This window comes from Synechococcus sp. CB0205, from assembly GCF_000179255.1.
GTDB lineage: Bacteria > Cyanobacteriota > Cyanobacteriia > PCC-6307 > Cyanobiaceae > Vulcanococcus.
This window is the reverse complement of the sequence record NZ_ADXM01000020.1, coordinates 64,749-89,533: the sequence shown is the minus strand read 5'-3', so window position 1 is coordinate 89,533 and position 24,785 is coordinate 64,749. Positions and strand designations below refer to the sequence as shown.

18 protein-coding genes, 1 tRNA gene and 1 other RNA gene are annotated in these 24,785 nt (G+C 58.9%); 7 read left to right on the top strand and 13 right to left on the bottom strand.

The window, feature by feature from the left end:
• A partial coding sequence (locus CB0205_RS0102770; protein ID WP_010314055.1) for a hypothetical protein occupies positions 1-914 on the top strand: 914 nt, incomplete at its 5' end.
• On the opposite strand, the gene CB0205_RS0102765 is transcribed toward CB0205_RS0102770, so the two are convergent.
• Positions 907-1,884 carry a GDP-mannose 4,6-dehydratase gene (locus CB0205_RS0102765; protein WP_010314052.1) on the bottom strand — a complete coding sequence of 326 codons (978 nt, stop codon included), beginning with the start codon at positions 1,882-1,884 and terminating at the stop codon, positions 907-909. The two genes, CB0205_RS0102770 and CB0205_RS0102765, sit on opposite strands and share 8 nt — an antisense overlap.
• A gap of 419 nt (positions 1,885-2,303) precedes the next feature.
• On the opposite strand from CB0205_RS0102765, the gene CB0205_RS16685 reads away from it, so the two are divergent.
• Entirely contained in the window at positions 2,304-8,414 is a 6,111-nt protein-coding gene (locus tag CB0205_RS16685; RefSeq protein ID WP_071777927.1) for a DUF4214 domain-containing protein, read from the top strand.
• Between the two features lie 69 nt (positions 8,415-8,483).
• On the opposite strand, the gene CB0205_RS0102725 is transcribed toward CB0205_RS16685, so the two are convergent.
• Together CB0205_RS0102725 and CB0205_RS16255 are read right to left on the bottom strand one after the other, a co-directional pair.
• Positions 8,484-8,867, bottom strand: coding sequence for a hypothetical protein (locus CB0205_RS0102725; RefSeq protein WP_156797768.1), 384 nt, complete (start codon positions 8,865-8,867; stop codon positions 8,484-8,486).
• Positions 8,868-10,031: 1,164 nt separating this feature from the next.
• On the bottom strand, positions 10,032-10,688 hold the full coding sequence (locus tag CB0205_RS16255; protein ID WP_010314034.1) for a site-specific integrase: 657 nt from the start codon (positions 10,686-10,688) through the stop codon (positions 10,032-10,034).
• 357 nt (positions 10,689-11,045) lie between these two features.
• Here CB0205_RS16255 and CB0205_RS0102715 point away from each other — a divergent pair, with 357 nt between their 5' ends.
• Positions 11,046-11,231, top strand: coding sequence for a DUF6447 family protein (locus tag CB0205_RS0102715; protein WP_010314032.1), 186 nt, complete (start codon positions 11,046-11,048; stop codon positions 11,229-11,231).
• A gap of 93 nt (positions 11,232-11,324) precedes the next feature.
• On the opposite strand, the gene CB0205_RS0102710 is transcribed toward CB0205_RS0102715, so the two are convergent.
• From CB0205_RS0102710 to rimM, 5 genes are all read right to left on the bottom strand, one after another.
• Positions 11,325-11,939 (bottom strand): methyltransferase domain-containing protein, encoded by a 615-nt coding sequence (locus tag CB0205_RS0102710; RefSeq protein WP_029626069.1) that lies wholly within the window; start codon positions 11,937-11,939, stop codon positions 11,325-11,327.
• Positions 11,921-12,268 carry a helix-turn-helix transcriptional regulator gene (locus CB0205_RS16710; protein WP_043705268.1) on the bottom strand — a complete coding sequence of 116 codons (348 nt, stop codon included), beginning with the start codon at positions 12,266-12,268 and terminating at the stop codon, positions 11,921-11,923. Before CB0205_RS16710 ends, CB0205_RS0102710 begins: the two co-directional genes overlap by 19 nt.
• 235 nt (positions 12,269-12,503) lie before the next feature.
• On the bottom strand, positions 12,504-13,391 hold the full coding sequence (locus tag CB0205_RS15015) for a glycosyltransferase family 2 protein (RefSeq protein WP_010314024.1): 888 nt from the start codon (positions 13,389-13,391) through the stop codon (positions 12,504-12,506).
• A 959-nt stretch (positions 13,392-14,350) separates the two neighbouring features.
• Positions 14,351-15,817: a mannose-1-phosphate guanylyltransferase/mannose-6-phosphate isomerase gene (locus CB0205_RS0102690; protein ID WP_043705266.1), complete on the bottom strand. Its 1,467-nt coding sequence runs from the start codon at positions 15,815-15,817 to the stop codon at positions 14,351-14,353.
• 69 nt (positions 15,818-15,886) lie between these two features.
• Positions 15,887-16,468, bottom strand: a complete 582-nt coding sequence (gene rimM / locus CB0205_RS0102685) for a ribosome maturation factor RimM (RefSeq protein ID WP_029626067.1) — start codon at positions 16,466-16,468, stop codon at positions 15,887-15,889.
• Positions 16,469-16,522: 54 nt separating this feature from the next.
• Here rimM and CB0205_RS0102680 point away from each other — a divergent pair, with 54 nt between their 5' ends.
• On the top strand, positions 16,523-16,705 hold the full coding sequence (locus CB0205_RS0102680; RefSeq protein WP_010314017.1) for an NAD(P)H dehydrogenase subunit NdhS: 183 nt from the start codon (positions 16,523-16,525) through the stop codon (positions 16,703-16,705).
• On the opposite strand, the gene rnc is transcribed toward CB0205_RS0102680, so the two are convergent.
• Both rnc and rnpB read right to left on the bottom strand, forming a co-directional pair.
• Positions 16,683-17,393 (bottom strand): ribonuclease III, encoded by a 711-nt coding sequence (gene rnc, locus CB0205_RS0102675; RefSeq protein WP_010314015.1) that lies wholly within the window; start codon positions 17,391-17,393, stop codon positions 16,683-16,685. The genes CB0205_RS0102680 and rnc overlap by 23 nt on opposite strands.
• Positions 17,394-17,395: 2 nt before the next feature.
• An RNA gene (rnpB, locus tag CB0205_RS15020) (RNase P RNA component class A) lies at positions 17,396-17,789 on the bottom strand.
• Positions 17,790-17,811: 22 nt separating this feature from the next.
• On the opposite strand from rnpB, the gene CB0205_RS0102670 reads away from it, so the two are divergent.
• From CB0205_RS0102670 to CB0205_RS0102660, 3 genes are all read left to right on the top strand, one after another.
• Positions 17,812-17,885 (top strand) — tRNA-Arg (locus tag CB0205_RS0102670).
• 92 nt (positions 17,886-17,977) lie between these two features.
• A complete protein-coding gene (locus tag CB0205_RS0102665) occupies positions 17,978-18,292 on the top strand; it encodes a hypothetical protein (protein WP_010314013.1) in 315 nt (104 codons plus the stop codon).
• Positions 18,293-18,368: 76 nt separating this feature from the next.
• Positions 18,369-18,827: a hypothetical protein gene (locus CB0205_RS0102660; RefSeq protein ID WP_010314011.1), complete on the top strand. Its 459-nt coding sequence runs from the start codon at positions 18,369-18,371 to the stop codon at positions 18,825-18,827.
• Here the strand turns inward: CB0205_RS0102660 and CB0205_RS0102655 are convergent.
• From CB0205_RS0102655 to CB0205_RS0102645, 3 genes are read right to left on the bottom strand one after another with little or no spacing between them, the layout of a single operon-like run.
• The gene (locus tag CB0205_RS0102655) at positions 18,784-19,815 is read right to left on the bottom strand and encodes an acetate/propionate family kinase (protein WP_010314009.1); all 1,032 of its coding nucleotides are present in this window, start codon (positions 19,813-19,815) and stop codon (positions 18,784-18,786) included. The two genes, CB0205_RS0102660 and CB0205_RS0102655, sit on opposite strands and share 44 nt — an antisense overlap.
• A 15-nt stretch (positions 19,816-19,830) precedes the next feature.
• Complete coding sequence (locus CB0205_RS0102650) at positions 19,831-22,356, bottom strand: glycogen/starch/alpha-glucan phosphorylase (protein WP_010314008.1); 2,526 nt, start codon at positions 22,354-22,356, stop codon at positions 19,831-19,833.
• Entirely contained in the window at positions 22,356-24,776 is a 2,421-nt protein-coding gene (locus tag CB0205_RS0102645) for a phosphoketolase (protein ID WP_010314006.1), read from the bottom strand. Before CB0205_RS0102645 ends, CB0205_RS0102650 begins: the two co-directional genes overlap by 1 nt.
• Between the last annotated feature and the right edge of the window lie 9 nt (positions 24,777-24,785).

Sequence of the window (24,785 nt, the reverse complement as noted above, 5' to 3'; positions counted from 1 at the left end):
GTTCGTTCCTGGCAGGCGTTACCGGTGCTAGTACCGTGCCCTCTGAGTTGAAGCTTGACAAGGCTTTGGTGGCGGTGCAGTCTCGTTCTGGTGCGTCGACTGATGCCCAGACTCGCACTGCCGAGCTCAGTGCAGAATCGCTAAGCCTGCTCGATCCCGAGGTGTATCGCTACTCCACGGTCACAGCGGGTTCTGTGAGCTTGTCCGGCTCAGAGTGGAGTCGTTTCAGTGCCAAGCCCAATTGGCGCACGTCAGACCTTGGCTATACCCATTACTACTACCTGCATGATGCTTCAGATCGATTTTCACTCTCTGAAAATGAGCGCGCGATTTGGTCCTCTGTCTTTCGTCTGTTTGACGAAGCTTCCGAGCGCTTTCTGCCACTCAGGTTTTTGCCGGTTGCCTCAGCGCAAGATGCCACGCTCGTAATCTACAATGCACCAGACAGATCTGATAATACATTGGGTGCTACTAGTAGGCCCATTAGCGGTGACGGTGTTGTCTCTGGGTTCTGGCAAACCATTTCCACCTATCGAGATGAGATTACAGGGTTCGCGGCCGGTGATAGCACGCAGTACGCCAGGCTATTCCGTTTTGTCGCTCTACACGAGCTCGCCCACTCCTTAGGCTTAGATCACCCTTTTGACAACACTCTCTGGCCTGGTGTTCGTGAGACAGACAACCCCTCGACGACCGGCCCCTTGCCCAGCGAGACTGTGATGACCTATAACTTTAATCTTCAAACCATCAGTCATCAGTTCTCCCCTGCTGATCGGGAAGCCCTTCAGTCCATCTGGGGAACCCCTAGTGTCCCCAACATGGGGTTCACCCAGACTTTTGAAGCTGTCGCGAGGCAATCGATCCAAGACTTAAGCTTTAATGTCTCCACAGCTGCTCTTCCGTTCGTCATTTAACGGATCCAATAGCCTCGTCCAAGAGCGCTTGCTCGACGAGGCGGTCAATGACCTGGTCCACGGTATGTTCTGCTCGCCAACCAAGTCTCCTTGCCATTGGTTCTGGATTGCCAACGCTGCATCGGATGTCTGAGGGCCTGCAAAAGCTCTTGTCTTGAACCACATAGTCTCTCCATTTCAGCGATAGTGCCTTGAATACCCGGTCAACGAAATATTCGAGTGTGACCATCCGCCCTGTGCAGACCACTTGATCAACCAGTTGATCGGCTCTCGTAATCAACTGAATCGCCTCGATGTAATCTTCAGCCCAACCCCAGTCACGTGCAATAGATAGGTCCCCCAGATGTAATCTCGTCGATTTCCACTTTGAACAACGCATTGCGCCGTCTACGATCTTTCGTGTCACGAATGTCGCCGGTCTATAAGGTGATTCGTGATTAAACAGGATTCCTGTGACGCACCTCAACTTATAGGCGTCACGGTAGACCCGAACAATATTCAAGCTAGCGTCCTTGGCCACTGCATACGGACTGACTGGATCCCGCATGCTTGTGAGATCGGCTGGCCCTTGTGTATCCCCGAAGATCTCGCTACTGCCCGCGAAGAACATTTGTCCTCGAAATTCCGCGAAGCGGGCAACCTCAAGTAGGTTGACAGTACCTGTGACAATGCTCTCGCACGTCTTAGCAGGTTGCTGAAACGACAGCCCAACTGACGACTGAGCCGCGAGGTTGTAGATCTCGATTGGGTCGTGCCGTTGCAGCAACTCGAGGACGGCACGAAAGTCGCAGATGTCTGCAGCTTCAAGTTCTACTTCGCCCGCAATCCCTAATGCCCGGTGCGTGCTCAGGTTCGGACTGCTCGAGCGTGAGACACCTACCACGTGAAACCCTTGCTCCAGAAGAGCACGGCTCAGAAGCGAGCCATCTTGCCCCGTACAGCCGAAGACAACTGCAGTGGACGACGGCAAGAGCTTGATACTTGTTCAACCAATTTTATTCCATGCCCGTACCCCTGCTGGGCACTTTTCAGGCTGACACACGGATGCCGGTGCTTCACCTTTGCTCGTTCCGTCCATTCGGCGCCCCGGGACCTGCGCGGGATGGAGCCCAGCCCTCTTGGGGACAGCGTTCTCAGGCTTGTACCCATCCTCATTCTCCTCCTGCAGCTCGCCTAGACAGCAAGTCATGTTCTCTGTCTGCAATTGCCCACATGCCCTGTCTTGACTTGTCCCTGAGCCGGTTTGCCGTATATTTGCTGGGTATCTGTGCTGAGTAGCCGTTTTTCGGCGTAACTCACTGCAGAGGTGCCAGGCCCACACAGGGTTTCTCGGCAGCCGCAGCGATGCTGCGGAGATCCCCTAACTCACCAAACTGACAGCACTTACGCATGGCAACCGCTACGCAGCTTCAGCAGCTCTACGTCGCTTATTTCGGTCGCCCCGCAGACCCAGCTGGTCTTGATTACTGGGTCAGCTCAGGCATCTCGACAGAGGCCTTCGCCGCTCAGATGTTCGCTCAACCCGAGTTCCAGAGTGTGAACGCGGGTCTTTCGGTCGAAGCCCAAGTCAATCAGATCTACCTGAATCTGTTCGGCCGCGCTGCCGATTCCGCGGGTCTCCTCTATTGGACCAAGGAGATCAATGATGGTCGCCTCCAGTTGGCTTCGATCGCCAACGACCTCATTTATGCAGTCAACCAAGGCGCCGGTTCTGCGGCTGACACTGCAGCCCTCGCCAACAAGACAAGCACCGCCATTACCTTCACGGCTGACCTCGCTGCTGACGCCAGCGCTTTGCTGGCCTATCAGCCTCAGTCTACTAACCCCTGGGTGAGCGGAACGAACTTCGCGACTGCGGTGTCGTTCATGAACACCGCTACTGCGACAAACGCACCCACCAGCGTCGAAATTGCAGCTTCCGTCGCCGCGATTGTTGCCAACGGAGCTCCTGGCGAGACCATCACTCTCACTACCGAGCGGTTTAGCTACCTCGGTGGTTCCGGCAATGACACTTTTGTTGCCGGTCTGAATCAGGCTGGTCAGCAAACCCTTACCGCTCCTGATTCTATTGATGGCGCAGGTGGCACCAATACGCTGATCGCCACGATTGCAGCTAGCGTCACTCCGGCTTCGATCCGCAATATTCAGTCGATTAACGCCACATTCCAGGGCAATAACACACTGGATCTCACTAATGCAACTGGCGTTCAGAGCATCCTTAACAACGGCAGCACTGGTAACGCAACCCTCTCCGGGCTGAGCACCAGCACTGCAATCACAAGCCAGAGCACTGGCGCCAACCTGACGCTGAACTTCGCTGGTGCGACAGGTCCCACTGACTCCGCCTCCTTGACCCTTTCGGGTGTGACTGGTGGCATTGTTTCGATCCCCAACATCGAGACCTTGTCGCTGACCTCCAGTGGGTCAACCAACAATGCCCTGCTTGCGCTGAACGGTGCCCAGCTGACGACCCTGAATGTGGGTGGTACTGCAGGTCTGAGCATTACTAACGCTCTGGCGACCGTGACCACGGTGGCTCAGCCGGTGGGCGGCAGCCTCAGCGGTGCTCTAGACCTGACCTTCGCGCAGGGCGACGTCACCGTGACCGGTGGCTCTGGCGCTGACACCTTCACGGTGAACGCTGCAGGTGCTTCCAGTCTGACTGGTGGTCTCGGCAATGACACCTTCGCCTTTGCTGGTGGTGCCTTCGGTGGCAATGCAACCGTGAGCGGTGGCGACGGAACCAGCGACACCCTCCGCGTGACTGCTGCCGACGCTGCAACTGCCAACAACAACATCAGCGGAATCGAGATTCTGCAGGTTTCGACAGCTCTGGGTGCAGCGCTTGATACAACTGCCATCACCAGCGGCATCACCAACGTCACCCTGATGGCGGGCACCGCTGGCGTGAGCGCGATCACCGCTCCCGCAGGCACGCTGAGCGTGAACCTGGGCACCTCCAACACAGTCGGCCTGCTTGGCGGTAATTTCACGGCGAATGACACCGGTGTGGCCACCACCGATGTGCTGAACCTGACCAACAGCAATGCTGGGTCCAACGCGTTTGCTGGTTTTGATATCACCAGCGCTGGCTATGAGACCGTCAACCTGAACACCGGTAGCGGCAGCACCGCTCAGGTGGCTGGTGCCATCACCGTGACCCCCGATGGCACGGGCACCGGTGTGCTGAACATCAGCGGCTCCAATGGCATCACCACCGGTGCCATTGACGCCACCACCATCAACGCTTCCGCCCTGACCGGCACTGCTGCTCTGGTGATGGGCGCTGGCACCGCGAATGCCACCGGCATCACGGGTTCTGCTGGCGATGACACTCTGATTGCCTCTGGCGCTGGTACTTCGATTACCGCTGGCGCTGGCAACGACATCCTGACCGGCGCCGCTGGTAACGATGTGCTGCTGGCTGGTGACGGCAATGACCAAGTGACAACCGGCGCTGGCAACGACAGCGTGGACGGTGGTGCAGGCGATGACCGCATCGTGCTCGCTGGCAACCTGACTGCCAATGACACCATCAGTGGCGGCACTGGCACCAACACCGTTGTGATCACCGCAGCCGTTGGCACCGCTGCCATCGGCGCTCAACTGAGCAACATCCAAACCCTGGAGACATCTGCCGCTGCGCAGGATATGTCGGTGTTTGGCAACACCACCATCACCACGATCGCTGAATCGGGTGCTGCCCTGGCTGTGACCAACGCTAGCGCCAACCTCAACACATTCAACGTGTTGGATGCGGCTCCGAATGTGATCAACTCCAGCTTCCTCCGCGCGACCGACACCACCGACAACGCGCTGACTATCAACGCTGGCGGCACTATCGGAGCAGGGTCGACCTTTGCAGTCACTGATGAAGAAACGGTCACCATTAATGCCAACAACTTCGCAGTTGACCTTGATCTCAACGCGGCTGATCTGGAGACGCTGAACATCACTGGTAGCGGAACCAATAACACAGCAATATCTCTACTCGCTCTTAACGCAGCAAATCTCTCTAGTGTAACTTTTACTGGCATCAATTCGACTCGTGCTGTAACTGTCGACGCCTCGTCATCCGTAGTTGCGCTAACTCTTACTGGTGATAACTTTGCCGGTACATATTCAACTGGCTCCGGCGCAGACACAGTGACCGGTGGGAGCTTGGCGGACACCATCACTACCAATAATGGCGCCGATTATGTTAATTCGGGTGAAGGCAACGATGATGTGAGTACAGATGGTGGTGCTGATGTCGTCAACCTTGGTATAGGCGCCGACACAATTAATGCTGGTAGCGGTGCTGACACAGTCAATGTCGGCTCCGACCAAAACATTGACCGGGTTATTCAGGCAGCAAGCGACAGCGTTGCTGCAACCTTGACCAGCTTTGCCGGCGCCCTTGTCCAGCAAGGTGACGTAATGACATTCGGAGCTGGCGTAGATATTGTCAGCAACTTTGTCGCCGGAGCTGGTGGCGATCAGGTTCAAGCAGTAGCTGGTGGAGCTCCAGCAAGCTTGCTCGGTCAGAATGCAACCAATTTGGCTGCAACAGATGCCGTTTTCTACGCTTCTGGTTCTTTCAATTCAACAACTGGTTCATTCACGATATCTGCGAATGGAACCGGCAGTGACACATTGATTGTCCAGACGACTGGAAATGGTGCTTCCAATAGCTTGGCTACAAACGCTTCTTCCCTCGTTTTGGTTGGAGTTGAGTCTCAAGATCTTGTCGGCACAAACTTTATTCCATTCGTAACGAATAACCTAACAGTAGCCGAGGCGGCTCAGCTTCCGACTGGCGTTCCTTATAACCTTGTGGATACTTCCGCTGCGATCGCTGGGGCCACTGATGCAATTCGGAATAATGCGACTGATATTACGTCAAATACAGCTGCCACAATTGCTCAAGCTACCGTTATTTCAGGTGCTACAAATAGCGGACTGACCGCCATTGATTCAGTCAATGATTCGTCTGCTGCTATCTCTGCATCGAACAACGCAGTCTTGAACGATGTTGCAGGTCTTGTGACCGCTACTACAGCAGCAACAGTTGCCGAAGCCACCAATATCGCTGGCTTCGTTAAACCCGTTACTTACAACGTTGCTGATGCGATCGGTAACGTCGGCGCGGGTGGCGCTTACCTCAACGAAGCTGTCAACATCAGCTTCACAGGCACTGGCACCGTGGCCCAGGCCACTGTTGCAGAGGCAGCTACCAACTCTGGTACTACCGCTGTTGCTGCTGTGACTGATTCGGCTGCCAACATCGCTGCATCCAGTAATCCTGTCTTGAACACTGTTACTGGTGCTGTCACTGCTAACACTGATGCAACGGTCGCTCAAGCCACCAACATCTCCGCCTTCGTTAAGCCTGTTCTGTATAACGTTACTGATCTGATCGGTAACGTCGGAGCGGGTGGCGCTTACCTCAACGAAGCTGTCAACATCAGCTTCACAGGCGCTGGCACCGTGGCCCAGGCCACTGTTGCAGAGGCAGCTACCAACACTGGTACTACCGCTGTTGATGCTGTGAGTGATACGGCTGCCAACATCGCTGCATCCAGTGATGCTGTCATGAACACTGTTACTGGTGTTGTCATTGCTAACACTGCAGCAACGGTCGCTCAAGCCACCAATATCGCTGGCTTCGCTAAACCCGTTACTTACAACGTTCTTGATTCGATCGGTAACGTCGGCGCGGGTGGCGCTTACCTCAACGAAGCTGTCAACATCAGCTTCACAGGCGCTGGCACCGTGGCCCAGGCCACTGTTGCAGTGGCAGCTACCAACACTGGTACTACCGCTGTTGCTGCTGTGACTGATACGGCTGCCAACATCGCTGCATCCAGTAATGTTGTCTTGAACACTGTTACTGGTGCTGTCACTGCTAACACTGCTGCAACTGTTGCTGAGTCACAAAATATTGCCAACTTCGTTAAGGCTGTCGCCTACGATGTTACCGACTTGATAGGAAATATCGGAGCCGGAGGAAACTATCTCAACGAAGCTGTCAACATCAGCTTCTCAGGCGCTGGCACCGTGGCCCAGGCCACTGTTGCAGAGGCAGCTACCAACACTGGTACTACCGCTGTTGCTGCTGTGACTGATTCGGCTGCCAACATCGCTGCAACCATTAATGATGTCTTGAACACTGTTACTGGTGCTGTCACTGCTAACACTGCTGCAACGGTCGCTCAAGCCACCACTATCGCTGGCTTCGCTAAACCCGTTGCTTACAACGTTCTTGATTCGATCGGTAACGTCGGCCTGGGTGGTGCTTACCTCAACGACGCTTTCAACATCACCTTCTCAGGCACTGGCACCGTGGCCCAGGCCACTATTGCAGAGGCCGCTACCAACAGTGGTACTACCGCTGTTGCTGCTGTGAGTGATTCGGCTGTCAACCTCGCTGCATCCAATGATGCTGTCCTGAACACCGTTACGGGTGCTGTGAATGCCAACACCGCAGCTACGGTTGCTGAAGCCACCATTATCGCTGGCTTCGCTAAACCCGTTACTTACAACGTTTTTGATGCGATCGGTAACATCGGCGTGGGTGGTGCTTACCTCAATGACGCTGTCGTCATTCAGTTCTCAGGCACTGGCACCGTGGCCCAGGCCACTATTGCAGAGGCCGCTACCAACAGTGGTATTACCATTGTTCAAGCTGTGACTGATTCGGCTGCCAACATCGCTGGATCCAGTGATGCTGTCTTGAACAACGTTCAGGCTGCTGTTACTGCTAACACTGATGCAACGGTCGCTGAAGCCAGCAACATTGCTGCGTTCACAAGGGCAGTCGTGTACAACCTCGACGACTATTTCACTACTGTTCAATCTGCACTAGGAAATGCAGCTGGTCAGCTTGCCATTGCAGAAGCACAAAGAGTTACTGCACGGGGCTCCGCTGCTGCCGATAATATCAATATGGGTGCTTTTACTAGACCACTCTCTATCCTTGGTCTGGGAGGCAACGATAGTATTGTTGGTGGTACAGCTGCTGACACTATTGAAGGTGGTCTTGGAGCTGATGTTATGACTGGTGGTGGTGGCGCAAACCAGTTCGGTATGTTCGACACCTTCGGTTTTGCGGGAACCAGTGTTGTCGCAAGCGGTGAAACCTTCACTGCCATCGGCGGTGGTGGTATTGCTGCTGCTGACACTGTGACCTTCGCGACTGGTTTTGCGGGTGCGGTTGACCGTATTACTTCATTCACAAGTGGTACGGAAAAGCTCGACGTTGTCAATGCCAACACTGCACCAACTACTCTGCTCGGCGTCGATGACACTGCTTTCCTGACCAACGGCACAACCTATGTGGCCTACGGCCAATATGTTGAGGCGACTGGCGTGTTCACTATCGCTGCTGGGTTCAACGCTGGCACTGATGATGATGCCCTCTTGGTGACAGGTAATGGCGCCCTGACTGCAGCCAACACCACTGGCTATCAAGTTCTCCAAGGCTTGAACCAAGCTCTGGTTGCTGCAGACTTCGTCTGATTCTTAGCTCCAATCCTGAAGCCCCTCTTCGGAGGGGCTTTTTTATTGCCGCCCTTCGGGGCGGCTTTTTCATGTCATGCCGTTCCCCGCATTCAACCGCTCCAGTTCCTTCCTCCCAAATAACGTCAACACCTCACCATCGTGCCGATCGCTGCATAGCAAGCCTCGTTTTCGCAAATCTGCCAATGTATTGCGTATGGTCTCATCCTTGAATCGCCCATCATTACTGGGGTGGTGAATCAGCTTGGCAGGTGTCAGCTTCTCTCCTGCTCGCTGATATTCGTTGGTCATCCATAAGATGTAGTGCCTGCATTGTTTGATTCCATTCGCCATGGTGCGAGTGCGATAGGGACTCGTTTCATTTGGATTGGCGACTACTTCAAACACCATGGACGCTGATGTGAGCTGTGGTTCAAGCTCATACGTGGTCGCATCAGACAGTCCTTGCAGCATGCATTTCAGTCCAGTATCAAGCCTGTACCAATATCCTTGTCTCCTTTGGTTCTCAAAGGACCTAGTCATCTCATCCAGCATGGCTGCTCCTTGACACCAGCAACAATCTTCTGCACCACTAATTGCTGCCAATCCGCTTCGCTCAGGGAATCAAGTGATAGCTTGATGTTCGATGAAAACCCAAATCGAACGCGAGAGCGATCAACCTCCCATGAGGACACAAAGATATATCCCACCATGGAATCCTTGCGAATCTCTGGAGAACCTAACGGAAACATCCCGAGATACCCTCCGCTGGCACACCTTTCCCTCTTTTGGGGATATTGGGATACTCACACCCATGGCTAAGCTCAATTGGTGCATTACTGCGAGCAACAATCTGCGCCCCCTTCCAGTACATCATCTGTCATCCAGCACTAAGCGAGGCGCCGCCTCAAAGCGGCGATGAGCGTTTTTGACAACAATGACTTCTGGAAACCTTCTTCTTTCAGCACTGCCGTAGTCATCCAGTAAAAGCGAGGTGCCGCCGTAAGCGGCAAACGAGCGCTCTGGACAACAAGACTTTCTGGAACTCTCTATTAAGTGCTGGCAAATGCCCTTCCAGCACAAAGACGCCACTCTCAAAGGCGGCGTCGTTTCTGTGCACTGGAAAATGCAAAGGAGAAGTAGTACCTTGTGAGCTGAACTAGTGATCACTAGTCTTCACAATGTGGTTTTGACTAATAAACGCTCACTTTGAGGGGAGTGTTCCTTCTGGAAGGACAGCCAGACAATGGAGGGGAATGGTTATTTCTCACTGCCAGTCGCAGTGTCAAATTGTTTGAGTGCTGACATAGGAGCCGCTTTGAGGCCGCTCCTAAAGCTGGAAAAAATTGATCTGGTATGAACTGAATGAAGATTCGCCATATGTCTCAACAGACCTTGGGGGCTTGGTTCGCCATTCCAGCACTATGAAGTTGGCTATGTCAGTTGAAAGTAGCTCGCGACTTGAGAGGGGAATAAGCGCGTCAAAACCAGCAAAGCAGTCCGCTATCGCCCTGCGAGGCACGGGTGAGACAACTGCCGCAAGGGCTTACTTTAAAGCAAGCCCTTACCATTGTTATCAATGAGGAGAGGTGACCGGTTACGGACAGCCTACGGTTAGTTCAAGACTGCCGATACGCTTCAATCGCTGTTGGATGCTGATGCCACCAACGTTGTATCGATGCATGGTCCAAGCGCCAGTGTGACGGCGTTGGATGCCGGCAACAGTGTGTCATGGGCTAAATGGGCATAAGGTTCGGTCATCTTGGCGCTGCTATGGCCAAGATTCTTCTGCACCTCATAAAGGCTTCTTCCACTGCTAATCCAGAACGATGCGAAAGAATGCCTGAGATCATGGAGGCGCAGCTCTGGCATTCCTGCCCGCCTACGTGCTGTGTCCCAGGAATTGTTGATGCACTTGTAGGGTGCGCAAGATTTTGGATTCGGGAAGATCGAGGGGCATTGATCTCCCACTTCAAAGCGGCGTAGCCGCAGCAGCAACAACGCGCCGTCGCTCAATTGCACATAACGAGATTTGCCGCTCTTGCTGATGGCAATCCTCCAGATGCGGCGCTCCCAATCAATGCAACTCCACCTGGCATCGATCTCTTCCCGTTTGCGCGCCCCTGTGAGCAGCAGCATTGCCTCAATGGAGCTGAGCACTGGGTTGTTGCTCTGCCGCACCGCCTCGAATAGGCGGACGGCTTCCTCCTGGCTTAGGAACCGCTGGCATTGATTATTCAGCCTGTGAAGTGCAATATCTTTTGTGGGATTCACTCTCACACAACTGTCCCTCATCGGATGGCTTGGTTGAACATGTAGCGCAGGAGGGTGATCACACGATTCACTGATCCTGCTCCTGCGCTGATGACAATCTTCTCTGATTATCTGCTTTACATCAACCATGGGCGGCCTTTGGCCGCCATTATATCTGACCCCATTACGTTCAGGTATTGTGACATCAAATGTCTTCTTGAAAACGATCACCTTCTGATGACTGTTATTCGCGCAGTGATACAGCACTCGCCACTCTCAATACGGCATTGATGTTCTCTCTTTGTACGGCAGACTCTTTATGTCGTTCTCGGGTTCGGTTCCCCACCCTAGGCTCCGTCGCCTTTTCCCCTTAAGGTTGCGCCGTTTTCCACCAGAGCCATGCCCACCATCTCGATCGACGGCGCCGAGTACAACACCGATCATCTGTCTGAAACGGCCAAAGCCCAGGTGGTCAGTCTTCAGTTCGTGCAGCAGGAGCTCGCTCGCCTCGAAGCCCAAACCGCTGTCTATCGCACAGCAGAAGCTGGCTACGCCAAAGCCCTGAAGGCCGAGCTGTCGCTCTGATCGATCCAACTAGCCAAACTACCCGCTGACTACCAACGCAAACCCTGGCGCAGCCAGGGTTTTTTCAAGCTTTCTGACTACGCAACAACCTGTTTAGCGGCCGATCAACTCTCTGGCGGCTCTTTGGAGCGCCTCGTCCGACCAGGTCTCCTTCGTGGCGAAGACCCAGAGATCAAACGCCTGAGGCCTGGTCAGGCTGGCCACCTGTTGGAACCCTGCCGCTTGAAGCGTGCCCGCCAGCACCTTCTCCGTGAATCCGCAACGATGAGCCATATACAGATTTCCCGCTGCCATCGAGGCCCGATGGCCATAGAGGATATCGAGTGGGGCAATTGGGCCTGCCGGGCTTGTATAAGCAGCCTCGGTCAGCCTGTCATCTGCGATTAATCGACAGACCGACCGAAGGTCTGGACAGGTAATCAGTGCGAACCCTCCTGTCCGCAATACACGTAGAAATTCCGACAGCGCCTGAGGCACTTCGTGTGGGTAGAGATGCTCAATATTGTGCGAAGAAAAAACTGCGTCGACGGATTCACTTTCTATGCTTGACATATCAGTCATCGTCCCCAGCACATCCGGGCTGACTGCTGCGTCGATATCCATTCGAATTTCTCGCCACTCATGTTGCGCGAATGGAGTTTGATCGGCTCGTTTATGTCCACACCCGACATGAAGAAAGGTGCCTTGACTCAGGAGTTTGTAGCCCATCGCAGCGGCTTGCAATCCCTGACTTTACCGTTCTTCCCACGGTCCCAAGACTTTTCAGTCGCTCCCCCCACACTCAGTGCATACTCACCCGCGGGATCGTTCAGCGATTGTATGTAAGCCCCGGCCCTTCCCAGAGCCGTCTGCAGCGCCTGGTCGGCGTACACCGTGCTTGCAATCACGCCGGACTCGCGCCGAGCGATGGTCACCCTGGAGATACCAGAGGTCATGGCGAGCTCATTTTGCGTCCAGCCCACAGCAACCCGAGCTGCTTGTAGAGCTGAGACCACCGCCGGTAGTGCTGTTGGCTCTTCCGCTGTGTCGCCTGCCATCTATGTCAACCCTCTTCAGATGGTCTAACGCATCATGGCCATCACTGCCTTGACTCAAAGCATCGTGACTGCCAGCAGTAGCGATAGGCGTAAAACGGTTTTTCGTGACCAGCGCTGCGCTCGTCTGAGTTTGGAGATCTGACAGACCGGAGGTAAATCTTGGTATTGCATCTACTGGTCTGTTTTGTATCTGTTCTGCCTTAAACCACCTTCCAGCAGCCTGTTTCTCAACATCTCAATGCAGTGTGTCCGGCGGGGATACCCGCACAAATTCGGCAGAGCACAGATCCGCTGGAGCTTCTGGGAAGCCCACATCTATAACTGGTCTCCTCAGGTTTCGATAGAGCCGGTCTTCCAGCCAATAGCGCATCTCTAACATTGCTGATCGAGGTAGGCACCACCACAAGGGTTGGTGGGTGTCCATCAGGTTCTGATACTTCATCGCTATCCGATTTCGTACACCTTTCGTGAGATTCTGTTCGTGTCTTCGGTAAGCCATCAGAGGTTGACTGAGGCGGACATACCTCACGACTTTTTGATCGAACAGTCGTTGCCAAAGATCTTGATCTTCATGGCACACCGGTCTGAAATCTAGTGCTTTCAGAAGCGAGCGCTCCACCACAGCGCTCGACATCGGCAATGGATTCACGGCACGTAGGAGCGTGCTGTCGATTCGCAGGGGTGGTGTTCGGAAGGACCGGATGACCCCGCTCTCTGCCTGGAACCTGACGTAGGCCGTGACACACAGATTCGCTTGCTGTTGATCCAGTGCCTTGAGTTGTTTTTCCAGTTTCTGTGGATGCCAGAGATCATCCGCATCTAGGAAGGCCACCCATCGTCCCTTGGCCTTTCTTAGGCCCACGTTGCGCGGCAGCCAGGGCCCAGCTTCGTGCTCTGCGCTGCGTCCACTCTCGAGCACCACAAAGCGCCCGTCACGCTCGGCTATGGCTTCGGCAATCTGCCGGCTTTGATCGATGGAGTCGTCATCGACCAGTAGGGCTTCCCACTGTCTCAGTGTTTGCCCAAGAACCGATCCGCAGCAGTGTTCCAGCCAGTCCTCTGCATTGCGAAAGGGAATAACCACACTTACCAGCGGCTGTTGCGGCTGGATGCTGTCTGTCATCCTGACCTTCTGCTCAGGGCCACAACGGTGTTTTCCGCTCGGCTCGATTCCGCCAGCGCCGTTGTTGCTCCAGCCGGCAGACTGCCCATCCCTCTCGATCAGAAAGTAACGCCAGAACCCGCTCCGCCATCCGTTCTGCGCTGCAACCCCGCCAATCCAATTCGGAAATCCCCAGCCACAGCGGCCACTCTCCTAGCACTGGTACACAACACCCCAGTGCCAAGGCCTCTGCTTGCGCAAAGCCAAACGATTCGTAGTCGGATGGAAGTAGCAGGAGCTTGCTGTGCTGCAGCCCTTTCCTGACCTCTTGATCCGTTGCGCTGATCACCATCTTAAGGTTGCTCGGTACTGTGTGCCCACTCCTTGGCGCATAAGGAACGTATGCCAGGCTGTTGAGCTGCGTGCGTTCAACAACCTCAACGAAGACAGGCCAGCCCTTCTGCTGTGTTGGTCGCCCTAAAAATACTAGGTCGAATGGCCGATGCGTTGGTTCCGGTTGGGTGCAGGCCTGTGCTTGTTGTGTGCGTCCGAAGCCGAGGCTGATCACCCTGCATCGCCCTGAATCCAGGTGGTCGTGCTCTGATTGAGATAAAACGAGCACCGACACGCCCGCTCGTTGAGCCCACCGCAGCGCGCTTCGAGCCAATCGTGCCTTGCCCGGGTGCCTGACGTGGCCCGGTGGATGGAAACAAGGCACCCACTGCGGCGCGCTCTTGGGTTTGGTCAGCCGATGCCGTAGGAGTTGCAGGTAAGCCCAGGGGCTGCTGCACCCAACCACAACCAACTGCTGCCCCAACCTGGGCCACCACCCTTGCGCCAGTCTTGGTTGTTGTCCACGCTCTTGGAGCTCGGCCATGAGCAGCTGCAGCAACGTGGCGAGACCTCCCGCATCCGGGCAACCTCGCTGGTTCACCAGCACACTCACGGCTTTGTGTTCGGCCCGGCAGCTCAGCACCTGATCACACGTTTTTGCTGCTGACGGCGGTGATTGCAGCGGCGTCACTTCTCCCGTAGTGATCCTCGAAGCGCACGATGTCGTCTTCTCCGAGGTAGGGACCGCTCTGCACTTCAATCATCTCCACAGGGATCTTGCCGCGATTGGAGAGGCGGTGCTTGCAGCCCAGGGGGATGTAGGTGCTTTGGTTTTCACCCACCAATTGCTCGATTCCATCTTTTTCCACCACGGCGGTGCCCTGCACCACAATCCAGTGCTCCGCTCGGTGGTGGTGCATCTGCAGTGAGAGCGAAGCCCCCGGGTTTACGCTGATGCGCTTGACCTGCCAGCGATCGCCCTCGGTGATGCCGTCGTAGGCACCCCAGGGCCGGTAGATCTTGCGGTGGGCCTTGCTCTCCGGCGCGCCGCTTTGCTCCAGCAGGCCGACGATGCTTTTGACGTTCTGGGCCTGATCCCGTTTGGCGACCAGCACCACGTCATTGGTTTCCACCACCACCAGGTCTTCCACGCCTAGGCCCACCACCAGGCGGTGCTCACTGCGCAGGTAGCAGTTGCGGCTGTTCTCGCTGATGACCCGCCCCCGCAGGACATTGCCCTGCTCGTCTTGATCAGCCGTTTCCCAGAGGGCGCTCCAGCTGCCGACATCGCTCCAGCCCGCCTGCAACGGCAGAACGGCACCGCGGTCGGTCTTCTCCATCACCGCCACGTCGATGGCGACGTTGGGACACTGGCCAAAGGCCTCCTTCTCGAGGCGCTGGAAGTTCAGGTCTGAGCCGCCCTGGGCCAAGGCACTGCGGCAGGCCTGGACCACCTCGGGGGCCAGCCGCTCCAGTTCCGCCAGGATCATGCTGGCCTTGAACAGGAACATCCCGCTGTTCCAGGTGAAGCGTCCGGTCCCCAGGAACCCTTCGGCGGTGGCGCGGTCGGGCTTCTCGACAAACCGGGCGATCGGCACGGGGGTGCCCGTGTCCCCAAGGGGTTGGGCGGCCTCGATGTAGCCGTAGCCGGTCTCGGGGGCCGTGGGCACGATCCCGAAGGTCACCAGTTGGCCCGCCTCCGCGGCCGCAACACCGGCTTGCACCGTCTGGCGGAAGGCGGCTCCTTCTCGAATCACGTGGTCGGCAGCGAGCACCAGCAGCAGCGGGTCATCGCCTGCAGCCATGGCCTGCAGGGCGGCTATCGCCACGGCTGGGGCGGTGTTGCGGCCCGCGGGCTCCAGCAGGATCGCCGAGGGATCTACGCCGATCTGGCGCATCTGCTCGGCGACGATGAAGCGGTGGTCCTCGTTGCAGATCAGCAGCGGCGGCTGGAGGTTGGCGATGCCCTCGAGTCGCTGCTGGGTTTGCTGCAGCAGGGTCTCTTCCCCTTGGCCCGCAAGGGCCCAGTACTGCTTGGGGTAACTGGCCCGCGATAGGGGCCACAGGCGGGTTCCAGTACCGCCACACAAAATCACTGGAACCAGGGCCGCCATGAAGTGCACTCCTCTTCCACACCATTTCAAACCAAGCCCGCCCGCTTTGCCCGCTGGCATGGTGCTGGTTCAGCTTTGTCCGTCCCTTGGGCTGGGGTCGGCCAACTCCAGTAATCCAGGCGGGGGTGTGATCCCAATCCACCCCTCTTCGAGTTCCACCCGGGGAACAATCGATTCGACAAAGGGGATCCAGAGGGGCTGTTTTTTGCCGCTGAGTTGGACCTCCAGCAGGTCGTTGCCGGCATGGAGCAGGTCTTGGACCTGGCCGATGGGTGTGCCCGTCTCCAGCAGCCGCACCTCCAGTCCCATCAGATCCAGCAGGTGAAATTCGCCTTTGGACAGTTTTGGGCGCTGATCGCTTGGCACCAAGAGCTCCTGGCCCACGCAGGCCTCAGCGCTGCTGCGGTCGTCAATGCCCTCGATGCGGATCACAAACAGCTCTTTGCCTGGGAGCCGGCGCCCTGAGAGCAGTTGGATTTCCCGGGGTTCTGGCGCGGGCCCCCGCTTCTGGGCCGGTGCGCGCAGCCAGCGGGGGCCGGCTTGGGTGAAACGTTCGGGGAAATCGCTGAGGGGATTGACCCGCAGTTCTCCGCGCAGTCCTTGGGCGGCAACGATCTTTCCGACCACCAGCAGCTCGGGTTGTTGCTCCATCAGCCCAAGGGCCACACCTCAGCCTCGATAATGAATGGGCGACTGGGCCTTTCTATGGCTGATTCCCTGCCGATCCTGCCCGGCTCCACAGTGGTGGTGCGCGATGGGCGCTCCATCTACAACGGCTACCAAGGCTTCGTGCAGCGCATCAGCGGCAGCAACGCAGCCGTCCTGTTTGAAGGTGGCAACTGGGACAAGCTCGTCACCATGCCCCTCAAGATCCTTGAGCAGGCCTGAGCTTCTCTAGGGACACCCGGGCGGCCTCCTGTTCGGCCTGCCGGCGCGAGCGTCCCCAGCCCTCACCGAGGGTCGTCTTCCCCAGGCTCACCTGACAGTGAAACCGCCGGGGATCGGCGTGGACTTGGCTGACCTCTTCGCAGCGGTAATCCGGCAGGCCTCGTTTTTGGCCCTGGCTCCATTCCTGCAGGGCTGATTTCCAGTTGTGCAGGTGGGGATCGGCTTCAAAGGCCCTGGCTGTGGCTTGCCAATGGGGGGTGAGCCAGAGCAGTACGGGCGTGAGGTCCCCCCAAAGGCGATAGAGCGCGCCGATGCAGGCCTCACAGGCTTCGGCCCTGAGGGTCTCTCGGGCGCTGGTGTCTCCTGCGGCCGTTGGGCCGATCCGCAAAACAGCGTCGATGCCCACTGCTCGGCCCAGTTCCCCCAGCCAGCGGTCGCTGACCAGTTGGGCCCGCAGTGCTGAGCTTTGTCCGACGCTCAAGTTGGGATAGTGCTGTTCAAGGAATTCCGAGGCCGCCAGGCGCAGGACGGCGTCGCCGAGAAATTCCAGTTTTTCGTGGTTGACGCTGAGCCCTGCGGAGGTGTGGGTGAGGGCCTCATCCAGCCGCTTCAGGTCCATCTCCGCTGGGGTTGTCAGGCCCAGGGCTTGAAGGAACTGCAGCAGTTGGGCGTGGCGTTCAGCGTTCATTGGGGTGAAAGCAGGACGTAAGCCGGGTTCTGTTCTCCGCTTTCGCGGGGGCGATCATCTGTCTGGGACCACCGTTACCGATGGCCTCAAGCGGCGCAAGAAAAGCGGAACGGGTGTCATGGCCAACCGTTGTTCCTAGGCCTTGCTCCCAGCCGGGGTTTACCGAGCCAGCACCTCTCGATGCTGCTGGTGCGCTCTTACCGCACCTTTGCACCCTTGCCTGATCCCCGAAGGGCCATCGGCGGTGTGTTTCTGTGGCACTCTCCTCACGGTCACCCGCACTGGGCGTTACCCAGCAAGCCTGGCCATTGGGGAGCCCGGACTTTCCTCAACCGGTCCGTTCCGCCAGCCCGAGGGCTGGGGCGTGTCCCGGTCGCGATCACCTCGCCTGCTTTCAAACCCCATAATGGCGACCTGGGGGGCTGTAGCTCAGCCGGATAGAGCGACGGTTTCCTAAACCGTAGGTCGTGGGTTCGAGTCCCGCCAGCCCCGTCCTCGATTGGCGCAGGGGTATTGACCGCTACCGGTAGTGGCGTGCTGAACGTTGCCACTGCCGCTAGCGTGGTGCCAATCGCCACACGGCCATGGCACAGCTGCATGATCTCAGGCTGCGGCTACTGGTGCAACAGGAGAGTGAGCGCATCGTCGACAGCCTTCCGGACGGCCTCGACCTCTCTGTGATCCAGGCCCGCTGCCTCTGCTGGTTAGCCCTCCTGGCCGAGGCCCATGAGGACAGCGCCAATGAGGCGGTCAGCGATGGGGACACCGATCAGGCCATGGCCTGGTTTGCCGACTCCATGCGCCTGCGTGACGTCATTCAGGTGGTGAGCTCGATCGAGATCCCCATCCCTGGAGCCACTGAGGACGCCAGTGATTCCGGGGACTCCCTGGCCGCTTAAGACGCCAAATTCAGATTCCCTTTATTTCTGAGTCGTCCTGGTGTCATGATTGGACTTGACCAATGAAGGGACTGCGGTGCCGGAAGAGCCCTGCCAATGCCCTGACTGTCAGCGCTTTTATCGGGAGCATGACCGACTGATTCGGGAGAACCCGACGCTGCGTCAGCAACAGGAGTTGAGCTGGGCTGCCCTGCAGTCATTCCGGACCCTGGCTGGTCGGGTCCTCGAGGATCTACAGAAATCCACCCCTGAGCCGGGTGTTGACGCGGCTCCTGCCCCCGCCGCTGCCGGAGGCCCCCAGGAGGCCTCGGCGCAGGATGCTCTCCAGCAGGCCGTCAGCGACCTTGAGAACATCAACGCCCACCTGTTCTCGATCGAGGCCCTGATGGAGCGCATCTTTGATGTGCGCGTTCCTGAGCCCGTCGAGCAGAAGTTCCGCGAGATCGCCGGTGAGTTGGCACCTGATCCGTTGAACGCCGATCGCCTCCGCCTCAACCGTTTGCTGCATCAAACCCCCGATCTTCCGGATCGCTGATCAGCCGAGCAATCATCCCCTCCTCATCCGCGGGGATTTGCAACCACTGAGGCTTCCCGAGCCAGGCCATCTCCGTCTGGAGCTGCCGAGCTAGAGCGGTGTCATTGGCGCCGATCCCTCCGGATAGGGCGATCTGATCGACGCCCCCCAGGCTGGCCGCCATGGCGGCAATGCCCGCTTTCAGCCTGTGCAGAAAGACCGCGAGCGCCAGTTGGGCGCCGCTGTGCCCCCGCTCAGCCGCCCCGCGCAGCTCCTGCCAGTCGCCGCTCAGGCCGGAGAGACCGGCGAGTCCGCTCTGGTGGTTGAGTTGCTCCTCCAGTTCGGCGGCAGCCATCCCGTCCTTCAGCAGCGCCAACAGCAGGCCAGGGTCGATGGATCCGCTGCGGGTGGCCATCACCAGCCCTTCCATCGGGGTGAAGCCCATGGTCGTGTCTAGGCAGCGGCCATCAGCGATGGCGGCCAGGGAACAGCCGGCCCCCAGGTGAACGCTGATCAGCCGCGCCCCCGCGACCTGCCTGGCCACGTGTTGGTGGTTGATCCCATGGAAGCCAAAGCGGCGGTAGCCCCGGCTCCGCAGCGCCAAGGGGATGGCATAGCTGTAGGCGGCCTCCGGCAGGGTCGCGTGAAAGGCCGTATCGAAGCAGGCCCATTGCGGCAGTAGGGGTTGCTGCTGCCGGAGCCAGCGCATCGCCTCCAGAGCCGGTGGATTGTGCATCGGTGCCAGCGGGCTGAGGGCCTCGAGTTGAGCCAGCGTTGCGGCGTTGATGGGCGTGGGTTCGCGAAAGACCTCGCCGCCATGGACGACCCGGTGTCCCGCCCGCTCAAGCTGGCCCCACCAGGGGGCCAACGCCGGTTTGAGCCAGGTGTCCAGAGCCGCAGGGAGCTCCAGACCCGAACGGGAGTCGCTCCAGAGACGCTGCTCTCCTGCCGCGTCAAAGACAGCTGCCTTGAGACTGGAGCTGCCCAGATTCAGCACCAGAAGCGCCACGGCGCCGCTTGCTCCTTACTCGTCGAGGTTGCAGGTGATCGTGACGGGGAAGGCCTCGGCCTTCCAGATCCGCTCGGCGTACTCCTTGATCGAGCGATCGGAGGAGAAGAAGCCGGTGCGGGCTGTGTTCAGCAGGGACATCCGGTTCCAGGCGTGGCGATCGGCCCAGGCCTGACTGACCTGCTGTTGCACCCGCAGGTAGTCGTTGAAGTCGGCCAAGACACAGAAGGGATCGCGGCCCGTCAGGTTCTCCAGCAGGGGGCGGAAGAGGTCACCATCGCCGCCGCTGAAGTGGCCCTGCTCCACCAGCTTCAGCACCTGCTGCAGCTCGGGCAGTTTGGCGATGTGCTCCCAGGGGCGATAGCCCTCGCTCTGGAGTTGGGCCACCTCGGTTTCGGTCATGCCGAAGAGGAAGAAGTTCTCGGCTCCCACCTGTTCGCGGATCTCGACGTTGGCGCCATCGAGGGTGCCGATGGTCAGGGCGCCATTCATGGCGAACTTCATGTTGCCGGTGCCGGAGGCCTCCAGACCGGCGGTGGAGATTTGCTCCGAGAGGTCTGAGGCTGGATACACCCGCTCGCCCAGCTTCACGTTGTAGTCGGGGAGGAAGACCACCCGCAGCCGCCCGTCCATGTCGGGGTCTGAGTTGATCGTCTCGGCGATCCCGTTGAGGAAGCGGATGATCAGCTTGGCCATGTAGTAGCCGGGGGCCGCCTTGCCGCCAAAAATCACGGTGCGGGGGGCCATGTCCTGGGCCTGGCCATTCTTGATCCGCAGGTACTGGGCAATCACCTGCAGGGCATTGAGGTGCTGGCGCTTGTACTCGTGTATTCGTTTGACCTGAACGTCAAACATCGAGGAGGGATCCACCAGCAGTCCGCTTTGGCGGTGGATGTAGTTGGCCAGCTGCCGCTTGCTGGCGAGCTTGGTCTGCTCCCAGCGCTCTAGGAAGCCGCTGTCGTGTTGGTACTGCTCGAGCTGTTTGAGCTGATCGAGGTCCGAGACCCAACCTTCACCGATGCTCTCGGCCAGCAGCTTGCGCAGGGGGGGATTGGAGAGGGCGACCCAGCGCCGGGGGGTCACGCCGTTGGTGACATTGGTGAACTTCTCTGGCCAGAGCTCCGCGAACTCGGGGAACAACTTGGTGCGGACCAGTTCGCTGTGGAGGGCGGCCACACCGTTGATGTGGTGGGAGGCCACGGTGGCGAGGTTCGCCATGCGCACCGCTTTTTGACCGTCCTCATCAATGATCGAGAGCTTGCGCAGCAGCACTTCGTTGCCGGGGTAGCGCAGGCGGACGCCCTGCAGGAAGCGGCGATTGATCTCGTAGATCAGCTCTAGATGGCGCGGCAGCAGGGAGCCGAACAGGGGTAGGCCCCATTTCTCCAGCGCTTCCGGCAGCAGGGTGTGGTTCGTGTAGGCGACGGAGCGGCAGGTGATGTCCCAGGCCTGCTCCCAGGTCAGGTGCTTGTCGTCGATCAGCAGACGCATCAACTCGGCCACGGCGATGGCCGGATGGGTGTCGTTCAGCTGCACGGCCCAGTGGTCGGGGAATTCCTCGACCGGGATGCCCCGCTGCTCCAGGCTGCGCAGCATGTCCTGCAGCGAGCAGCTCACGAAGAAGTGCTGTTGCTTCAGGCGGAGGCGACGGCCTTCATCGGTGCCGTCGTTGGGATAAAGCACCTTGGAGAGGGTTTCGCTCCCCACTTTTTCCTCAACGGCGCCGTAGTAGTCGCCGATGTTGAAGGCGTAGAAGTCGAAGCTCTCGCTGGCGTCGGCGCGCCAGAGGCGCAGGCGATCACAGGTGTTCACCCGGTAGCCGAGCACAGGCACGTCATGGGGCACGCCGATGGCGTGCTCATCGGGGATCCAGCGCACGCGATAGTTGCCGCGCTCGTCCCTGTAGCTCTCGGTGCGTCCGCCGAAGCCGACGAAGCAGGCCTGATCGGGGTGGGGGATTTCCCAGGGCCAGCCGCCCTTGAGCCACTTGTCGGTGATCTCGACCTGCCAGCCGTCCCGGATCAGCTGGTCAAAGATCCCGAACTCGTAGCGAATCCCGTATCCCGTGGCGGGGATCTCCAGGCTGGCTAGGGACTCCATGTAGCAAGCCGCCAGGCGACCCAGGCCGCCGTTCCCCAGGCCCGGCTCTTCTTCGACCTCAAGGATCTCTTCGAGGCTGTCGATGCCGAATCGGCGCAGGGCTTCTGTCGCCGCCTCCTGGATGCCGAGCATCAGCAGGTTGTTGCCCAGCTGGGGGCCGATGAGGAATTCCGCCGACAGATAGGCCACCACCCGCGTCGGGGTGGCTCGGATCGCCTCAATGCCCGCCAGATAGCGGGTCATCAAGCGGTCGCGAACCGCGTGGCTGAGGGCGAGATAGAGGTCGTGGCGGCTGGCGGTCGGAGCCAGCTTTCCCAATGTGTAGAAGAGGTGTTCGGCCATGCCGTCGAACACGTCATCGGCTGCCAAGCCGCTGCGGTCGGGATCGGCGTAGCAACCGGGCGTGGGCAGTTGCAGTTGACGCGGCGATTGCTCTTTCATCAGGCCAGCTCGGTTGGGACTGCAGTGCTCCACTGCCAGTGACTGATCTCCGGGGCATCCATCCCGTGCTCGTGCGCGTAGGCGCGATTCGCCAGGATCGATTCCTTCATCTGCTCTTTGATGTGAGCAGCGCGGGACATTAACCCCGGAACTCTGTCGATCACATCAATCACCAGGCTGAACCGGTCGATCTGGTTGTTCATCGCCAGTTCAAGCGGGGTGTTGATGTTGCCTTTTTCCTTGTATCCGCGGACGTGGAAATTGGCATGGTTGCGGCGCCGGTAGGTCAACCGGTGGATCAACCAGGGGTAGCCATGGAAGTTGAACAGCACGGGGCGATTTGTGGTGAAGAGTGTGTCGAAATCCCGATCGCTTAAGCCGTGGGGATGCTCGCTCGGTTGGGTCAGGGCAAAGAGTTTCACCACGTTCAGCACCCGGACCCGCAGCTCAGGGAGCTCCCGGCGCAGGATCGCCACGGCCGCCAGGGTCTCCTGGGTGGGGATGTCACCGGCGCAGGCCATCACCACGTCGGGCTCATCGGGTTCACCGCGGACGTGGTCGTTGCTGGCCCAGCTCCAGAGGCCGATGCCCTTGGCCACATGGGCGCGGGCCTGCTCGAGGGAGAGGTACTGCAGGTGCTTTTGCTTGTCGCTGACGATCAGGTTGCAGACGTCGGGCTCGACGAGGGCCTCCTCGGCCACGGCTAGCAGGCAGTTGGCATCGGCCGGCAGGTAGACCCGCACCACATCGCCGCTCTTGTTGCCGGTCAGATCAATGAAGCCCGGGTCTTGGTGGGTGAACCCGTTGTGGTCCTGCCGCCAGACCGTGGAGGAGATCAGGCAGGTCCAGGGGGCGATTGAGGCGCGCCAGGGCGCGTGGTGGCGGCAGCTCTCCAACCATTTGGCGTGCTGGTTGAACATCGAGGCGATCACGTGGGCGAAGGCCTCGTAGGTGTGGAACAGGCCGTAGCGGCCGGTCAGGAGATAGCCCTCGAGCATCCCCACCAGGGTGTGTTCGCTGAGCATCTCCACCACCCGTCCCTGCCGGGCCAGCTCGCCGCCATCGCTGTCCTCGGGGCGTAGTTCCTCCATCCAGACTTTTTTGCTGCGCTCGTAGATGGCCTGCAGCCGGTTGGAGGCGGTTTCGTCGGGGCCGAACACCCGCAGGTTGTTCGGGTTGTCGGCGATTGCATCCCGCAGTAGCTCCCCGAGGGCTGCGGTGTTGCCATGGCGGCTGACTCCGGGTTCAGCGACCGGCACCGCATAGCGTTCGCGATCCGGCAGGGTCAGTTGCTGGCGCAGTCGCCCGCCGTTGGCATGGGGGTTGGAGCCCATGCGCTGGGCGCCGCTCGGTGAGAGCGCCTGCAGTTCGGGTCGCAGTCGCCCCTGGTCATCGAAGAGTTCTTCGGGGCGATAGCTCTTGAGCCAGGCCTCCAGTTGCTGAAGTTGGGCGGGGTCTTGCTTGGGGTTCGGCAGGGGCACCTGATGGGCGCGCCAGGACCCTTCAATCCGATGGCCGTTGAGCGCCTCGGGCCCCGTCCAGCCCTTGGGGGAGCGCAACACGATCATCGGCCAGATCGGCCGACTGGCATGCGCTGCGCCGCCCTCTGCCTCGGCCTGCTGGCGGATCGCTTGGAGCCGGGAGACCACCTGATCCATCGCCGCGGCCATCGCTTGGTGCATGGCCCGGGGCTCGCTGCCCTCCACAAACAGTGGCTCCCACCCGTAGCCCCGCAGCAGGCTGCTGAGCTCCTCCTCGGGAATCCGGGCCAGCAGCGTTGGGTTGGCGATCTTGTAGCCGTTCAGGTGCAGCACCGGCAGCACCACCCCATCGCTGATCGGGTTGAGGAACTTATTGATATGCCAGCTGGTGGCCAGGGGGCCGGTCTCCGCCTCCCCATCTCCGACACAGGCGATGGCGATCAGGTCCGGGTTGTCGAAGACCGCACCGCAGGCGTGGGAGAGCACATAGCCCAGTTCGCCGCCTTCATGGATCGAACCAGGGGTCTCCGGGGTGCAGTGGCTACCGATGTGCCCGGGAAAAGAGAACTGCTTGAAAAAGCGTTTGAGACCTTCTGTGTCCTGGGACTTGTCGGGATAGATCTCCGAATAGGAGCCATCCAGATAGGTGGGGCCGAGCACCCCCGGGGCCCCATGGCCCGGACCGGAGAGATAGATCGCATTGAGCCCGTGGCGTTGGATCACCCGATTGGCGTGGGCCCAGATGAAGGCTTGACCTGGGCTCGATCCCCAGTGACCGAGCAGGCGGTTCTTGATGTGCTCCGGCTTCAGCGGTTCCCGCAGCAGCGGGTTGTCCTGGAGGTAGATCATTCCCACCGCCAGGTAGTTGGCGGCCCGCCACCAGGCGTCCAGTCCCTCAAACTCCTCTGCTGGCCTGAGATGGGCGGAATCTGTGGCCATGGCTCCAGC